At 62.4% G+C, this 4107-nt stretch carries 3 protein-coding genes; all 3 read right to left on the bottom strand.

The genetic code is table 11. The annotated features are described in order from the left end of the window. Positions 1-1498, bottom strand: a 1498-nt coding sequence (recN, locus tag WB528_RS25815) for a DNA repair protein RecN (protein WP_423892043.1), incomplete at its 3' end; no start/stop codon positions are given. Between the two features lie 67 nt (positions 1499-1565). Then, positions 1566-2477 carry an outer membrane protein assembly factor BamD gene (locus WB528_RS25810; protein WP_423892042.1) on the bottom strand — a complete coding sequence of 304 codons (912 nt, stop codon included), beginning with the start codon at positions 2475-2477 and terminating at the stop codon, positions 1566-1568. A 277-nt stretch (positions 2478-2754) separates the two neighbouring features. Then, positions 2755-3714 carry a UDP-3-O-acyl-N-acetylglucosamine deacetylase gene (gene lpxC, locus WB528_RS25805; RefSeq protein WP_423892041.1) on the bottom strand — a complete coding sequence of 320 codons (960 nt, stop codon included), beginning with the start codon at positions 3712-3714 and terminating at the stop codon, positions 2755-2757. Between the last annotated feature and the right edge of the window lie 393 nt (positions 3715-4107).

The following is a 4107-nucleotide window of genomic DNA, read 5'->3' as shown; positions in this document are numbered from 1 at the left end:
GGTTGGCGCGCGCTGCAACCTGCGGCGCATGAGTCACCGCCATAACCTGCACCTTGGAGGCGAGCCGCGACAGCCGCGCGCCGATCGCATCCGCCACCGCGCCGCCGACCCCGGTATCGATCTCGTCGAACACAAGCGTGGGCGCCGAACCGCGGTCGGACAGCACCACCTTGAGCGCCAGCAAGAAGCGCGACAACTCGCCTCCGGAGGCGACCTTCATCAGCGGGCCTGGTTTGGTGCCGGGATTGGTCTGCACCCAGAATTCGACGCGGTCGTAGCCTTGCGGACCGGGCGAGGCAGGATCGGTTTCGACTTGCGTGGTAAACTTCGCGCGTTCGAGCTTGAGCGGCGCGAGTTCGGCATTGACCGCCTTGTTGAGCTTCTCCGCCGACCTGACCCGTGCGGCGGAGAGTTTCGTTGCAGCCAGCGCGTAATGCCTGTCGGCGGCGACGGCCGCCTCCTCAAGCTTCTTCAGTTGATCGGCGCCGGCATCGATCAGCGCGACGTCGGCGGCATATTTCGCGGCGAGCGCGGCAAGTCCATCGACCGGCGTCGAATATTTGCGCGAGGCGGCGCGCAACGCAAACAGCCGCTCCTCGATGCGCTCCAGCTCGGCGGGATCGAAATCAGCCGCAACCAGAGCCGCGGAAAGATGCTGATCGGCTTCCTCGAGCGCGTTGATCGCAATATCGATCGCCTTCACCGCGGGCTCGACGAGGGAAGGCGAATTTGCCGCCCGCCGTTCGAGCCGGCGCACGGCCGCCGACAAGGCCGCTACCGGCGAGTGATCGCCGCTGACGGCTTCCTGCGCCTCGCGCAGATCGGCTGCGATCTTCTCGCCCTGCATCATGGTGGTGCGGCGGGACGCCAAGGCCGTTTCCTCGCCGTCCGTTGGCGCAAGCTGCTTCAATTCATCGGAAGCGTGCCGCAAATAATCCGCCTCGCGGGCGGCCCGCTCCATGCCGGCGCGATGTTCATCCAACTCGCGGTTCGCTTCGCGCCGCGCCTCCCAGAGCTTTTCCAGCGCAGCGACTTCCTTTTCGAGGCCGGAGAACGCGTCGAGCAGAAGGCGATGGGTCGAGGCATCGACCAGCGCGCGCTCGTCATGCTGACCGTGGATTTCGACCAGCGTGGCGCCGAGCGCTTTCAAGGTCTGCACGCTGATGGCCTGATCGTTGACGAAGGCGCGGGTGCGGCCATCGGCGAACTGGACGCGGCGCAGGATCATCTCGCCGGTGTCGTCGAGACCGTTGTCGGTCAGCAAGGCAGAAGCCGGATGGCCTTTCGGCACATCGAAAGTGGCCGTCACCTGGCCTTGCTCGGCGCCATGCCGAACCAGGCCCGCGTCGCCACGGCCGCCGAGCGCAAGCGCAAAAGCATCCAGCAAAATGGATTTGCCCGCGCCGGTCTCGCCGGTCAGCACCGCAAGGCCACGGGCGAACTCGATATCGAGCCGTTCGATCAGGACGATGTCACGGATCGACAGACGCGCCAGCATGAGAGGATAATTCCCGGATCTAGTTCCAGCCGATCGAATCAGATTCCGACCGCGTCAGAATCCGACCTTAACCGAGACCGAGCTTCTTGAAGGCCCTCGAAATATAGGAGCCCTCATTCTCGCTCGGCTCGACCCCGCCGGACTTTACTAGATTATAGGCGTCCTTGTACCAGGGGCTGTCGGGAAAATTGTGCCCGAGCACGGCGGCAGCGGTCTGGGCCTCGCTGACGATTCCGATCGCCATATAGGCTTCGGTCAGCCGCGCCAGCGCTTCTTCGACATGGCGCGTGGTCTGGTACTGCGTCACCACGGTCTTGAAGCGGTTGATCGCGGCCGTGTAATTGCGCTTCTTCATGTAGTAGCGGCCGACATTCATCTCGCGGCCGGCGAGCTGGTCGCGCGCGGCTTCCAGTTTGGCCTTGGCGCTGACCGCATATTCCGACGTCGGATATTTGCGCACCACTTCCTCGAGCGCGGCGATCGCCTTCTCTGTGCGGCCCTGGTCGCGGGTCACGTCGGGAATCTGGTCGTAATGCGAGGCCGCGATCAGATATTGCGCATAGGCCGCGTCCGGGCTTCCCGGGTGCAACGTGACGTAACGGGTCGCCGCGCCGATGCAGCTGTCATAGTCGTTAGCCTGGTAATAGGCGTAGGCTGACATCAGAAGCGACTTGCGCGCGAGATCCGAATACGGATGCTGGCGATCGACTTCTTCGAATTTCTTCGCGCCGCCCTTCGGGTCGCGCTTCTCGTTGGTCAGGAACAGGCCTTCGTTGTAGAGCTTTTCCGCGGGCTCATCGACGAAGGTGTCGTCCTTCTGGGTCACCTTGTCCCATATTTCGGTGGCCGAACTGCACGCACTCAAAACCATGCCGGCGACGGCAAGGCCCGCGGCAACCCGCAGCAGCCGTGCGAGGCTTTCAAGGCTCCAACGGTTTAAAAACCCCTGGTGTGCGGGCGTGACACGCTTTGTCGACATGAAGTTCAGACCGGACGCCTTTCGAGCGGATCGGGCGCAACGAAATCGGGAGCGGCTCAAGCCACCTTGCCCCGGCTCTGTTTATCTAAAACAAGGCCCTTAACCAACCGGATACGCAGGCATTTCGCCCGGAATAAGGCGGGTTTGTGGAGCCGTGATTCTGCGGGTTCATCGCCCCCAGCCGCCGTTCTGGCCAAAGCCTGGATGATTTAGTCCACAAGGGCGTGCTTTGCCGCCAAGGGCACACATCAACGGGGCAAATGAGGGGAACGACGTTTCAGGAAACGTCAGGGCCATAGGCGGGTGCGACCATGCCGCCGACCATACCGCTGCCGACTTCGGCATGGGTGCGCGAGCGGCGGGAGGCATCGGACTCGACCACCCGATAGGCGGTGCGATCGGCCAGAAGCGCCGTCAGCACGGCGTGATTGAGTTTGTGGCCGCCGCGCACCGAGCGGAAGGCGCCGAGCAGCGGCAGACCGGCAAGCGCCAAGTCACCGATCACATCGAGCACCTTGTGACGCACGCATTCGTCGCTGTAGCGAAGACCCTCGCTGTTCAGCAGGCGGGTTTCGTCGAACACCACCGAATTCTCAAAGGAGGCGCCGAGTGCAAAACCGGCACTCCACAAGCGCGCGACATCGCTGACACAGCCAAAGGTCCGGGCGCGGGAAATCTCGCGGCGGAAGCGCTCGGGGCTCAAATCGAGCGAATAGACCTGACGGCCGATCACCGGGTTGGCGAAATCAATCTCGACATCGGCGCGGAAGCCGGCCGAATACGGGCGCAACTCGCCGAAGGAATCGCCGATCGCGACTTGCACCGGCTTCAGCACCTGGATGAAACGGCGCGCCGCCGACTGCGAAACAACGCCGGCCTGATCGATCGCGGCGACAAAGGCCGCCGCACTGCCGTCCATGATCGGAACTTCAGGACCATCGACCTCGATGGTGGCGTTATCGACGCCCATGCCGCGCAGCGCGGCCAGCACATGCTCGGCAGTAGAGACCAGCGGTCCCTCGCGGTCGCCGAGAACGGTGGCAAATTCGGTGGCAATCACTGATTCGGCTTCGGCGCGAACTTCCCGGTCGCTGCCTTCAAGGCCGGTGCGGACAAAAATAAAACCCGCATCCAGGGATGCAGGCCCGATTGTCAAATTGACCGGTAGTCCCGAATGGACACCGACGCCCGTAACGGTAGCTTGCGAACGCAGCGTTGTCTGCCGGCCGAATTTCATACAGAAGTGCCCACACTGACTTACCGTGAGACCAAACCGGCTCCCCTTTTGATGCCGGTCCGACTCAGTGGTTCCCCAAGTCACGATCGAGAATAGTCATTGCCTTATTGCGCGCCAACTCACGCTTTTTTACCGATTGTTACCCAATCTCTGCCGTATTCACGCCAAAGCCCGACCCCAATCGGCCACCGAAACCAGCCGCCAAACCGCTGTCATCCCGACTGTATCATTTCCATTTAAAATTTTGTTTTCAATCACTTGGATCGGCAATTGGGCCGCCACAATCCCGCAAGCAAAAGGGGCCCCGGTGATCACACCGGGACCCCTTGCCTCGCCTAGATTGTAACAAACTTCAGTTCACCTGCCGACGCAGGAAAGCGGGGATATCGAGAT

It is taken from the genome of Bradyrhizobium sp. (assembly GCF_049586575.1).
GTDB lineage: Bacteria > Pseudomonadota > Alphaproteobacteria > Rhizobiales > Xanthobacteraceae > Bradyrhizobium.
This window is presented reverse-complemented; position numbering and strand designations above follow the sequence as displayed.

Excerpts from the sequence above, each read along its gene's own strand:
- WB528_RS25810 (WP_423892042.1), bottom strand. The coding sequence starts at position 2,477 with ATGTCGACAAAGCGTGTCACGCCCGCACACCAGGGGTTTTTAAACCGT.
- lpxC (WP_423892041.1), bottom strand. The coding sequence starts at position 3,714 with ATGAAATTCGGCCGGCAGACAACGCTGCGTTCGCAAGCTACCGTTACG.